The organism is Tahibacter sp., assembly GCF_032229445.1.
Classification (GTDB): Bacteria; Pseudomonadota; Gammaproteobacteria; order Xanthomonadales; family Rhodanobacteraceae; genus Tahibacter.
In genome coordinates, this window is record NZ_JAVTWC010000042.1 from 1 (window position 1) to 2,640 (window position 2,640).

General features: G+C 68.1%; 1 protein-coding gene. It reads right to left on the reverse strand.

Annotation, left to right across the window (positions count from 1 at the left end):
* On the reverse strand, positions 1-2,640 hold a 2,640-nt coding region (locus RUU78_RS08700; protein ID WP_313915659.1), incomplete at both ends, for a beta-ketoacyl synthase N-terminal-like domain-containing protein.

Sequence of the window (2,640 nt, forward strand, 5' to 3'; positions counted from 1 at the left end):
CGATCCCGATCCACGATTCCGCATGACAGCGCGACAGCGCATCGTCGTACACCGCACCGATCAGCAGGCGCTCTGCCCGCAGACCCGACCCGAGCAGGCCCTGGATCAGATGAAGAATCTCGCGCCAGTCCGTTTCGTTCGCCGGTGCGCGCAGGGACAGTGCGTAAACCACCGTGTCGACACTGCCATGGCTCGCGGCGATCCCGCTCAGCGCCGACCGGTAGCTGTCACCATCCCCGCGCACGACTTGGCGTCCCTCCGCGTCCGGCACCGCGGCCGGCCACAGCGTGATCAGCTCGACGCCATCGTCGAGCTGGCGCCATTGGCGCGCGATCTGCTGTGCGACCGCTTCGTCGTCGGCGACGCAAAGCACGCGTCCCACGCCGTGCCGGCGCGCCGGAGTGCCAGGGACTTGCGTCCACTGTTCCCGCAACGCCTGCAGTTCGGCGCGGCGGGCCGGCGCCGGCGCAGCACCGTCGTGGCCGAGCCCGGCCGCATCATCCGCCTTCGCCTCTCGCGGACGCTGCACGCGCGTGGCCGAGTCGAGCCAGTAATCCTGCCGCAAGAACGGATAGGTCGGCAGCGATACACGCTGCGGCAGACGGTCGCGATAGAGCCGGCTCCAGTCCAGGGCGAACCCGCGCACCCACACCTCAAGCAGCTTCGCGTAGCGGGCCTTTTCTATCCACGAATCGATGGTGAGCTGAAAATCCTCGTCGGCCAGCAGCGAGTCGCCGTGGTCGTGCGACTTGACCTCGCCGCGATACACGCCGTCGATCGATGCTTCGCCGGCCGCATAGCGCTGCAGCTTCGCGGCCGCCTCCTCGATCGAGGTAGCCGACAGGGCGAGGCGATGGCTCATCGGCTCGCGCCCGAGCTGCAGCGTGAATGCGATGCTGGCTAGCGATGGCCGGGCCGCATGCGCATGGCCATTCGCGGCTTGCGTCAGGAACGATGCGAGCAGGCCGGCGTAGACACGCAGGCGTTCTTCGCTGCGCGCCGACAGCGGCAGCAGGCAGACGCCCCCCGTATGAGCCTGTGCCGGCGGCACCCACTCCTCGAAGATCGCATGGGCGTTGGTGCCGCCGATGCCGAAGCTACTGACGGCGGCGCGGCGCGGCGAGTCACCTGCCGGCCATTCGGTCAGCGTGCTGACGATATGGAACGGCGAGGCCTCGAGCGCCATCGCCGGGTTGGGCGACGTGAAATGCAGCGTCGGCGGAATCCGCGCGTGCGCGAGGCTCAGCATCACCTTGAGGCAGCCGGCCAGACCTGCAGCAGCGTCCAGATGACCGAAGTTGCTCTTGATCGAGCCCAGGCCGCAGAACTGGCGGCGGTCGGTATGGCGCCGGTACACGTCGGTCAGTGCGCCGAACTCGATCGGGTCGCCGAGCCGCGTTCCCGTGCCGTGCGCCTCGACGTAGCTGATCGAAGCGGGATCGATACCGGTAGTCTGGAGGGCACGCTCGATGACCTCGGCCTGGCCCTTCGCGCTCGGCGCGTAGAAGCCCGCCTTGTCGGCGCCGTCGTTGTTCAGCGCGATGCCGCGCAGCAGCGCATAAATGTGATCGCCGTCGGCGATCGCGTCGGCCGCGTTCTTGAGCAGCAGGACGGCGACGCCTTCGCCCGAAATCATTCCGTCGGCGGCCGCGTCGAAGGGCCGCAGATGTCCATCGCTCGAGAAGTGCATGCCTGCCTGATGCAGGTAACCGAGCGAGGAATAGGCCAGCAGGGTCGCTGCGCCGACCAGCGCATGCTTCGACTCGCCGCCGACGATGTGCCGATGCGCGCTCGCGAGCGCCGTCAGCGACGAGGAGCAATTCGAGTGCACGAACAGGCTCGCGCCCTTCAGGCCGAGCTTGTGCGATATCGTGGTTGGAAGCGTGCCTGGCTGGGCCCAGACGAAAGCCACGTATTCGTCCGGGCGATCGAGTACCTGACTCGCCTGGTCGAACGCTGGCATGTGGTAGAGCGACGACGCCGCGGACATGAACACGGCGCTGTCGGCGATCTGCGAGGTGCGGTAGCCCGCGTCTTCCACGGCGCGCCAGGAATGCTCCAGCAGGTGACGCAGCTGGGGATCCATGAGCTGCGCGTCGCGTGGCGTCACCTTGAAGAACGCCGCATCGAACGCCGCCTTGCCGGCTATCGTCGAACGCGCCGCCACGTAATCCGGGTGGTTGAGCAGCTCGGCGGGAATGCCGGCGTCCAGGCCGTCCCGCACCGACAGGAATTCAATGCTTTCGCGGCCCGCGGCGAGGTTTTCCCACAACGTCGCGACATCCGGCGCACCCGGAAAATGGCACGACATGCCGATGACGGCAACGCAGTCGGGATAGATGTCCGGGCCTGGCTGGACGAGGCCGGTGACCGCGGCGAGCCGGTTGACGCGTGCGGCCGGCGGAGCGCCGTGGCGTGGGGTCGCGGCCGCAAGCGCATCGCCGATGGCGCGCACGCTCACATGCTTGAACAGATCGGTGACGGGAAACGGCTGTGCGAACTCCTCGGCGATGCGCCGCGCCACGGCGACCGCAAGAATGGAATCCCCACCGATATCGAAGAAGCCGGCACGCGGGTCGACCGCAGCGACGTCGAGCACCTCGCACCAGATGCGCGACAGCCGCGCCTCGATCGCCTCGC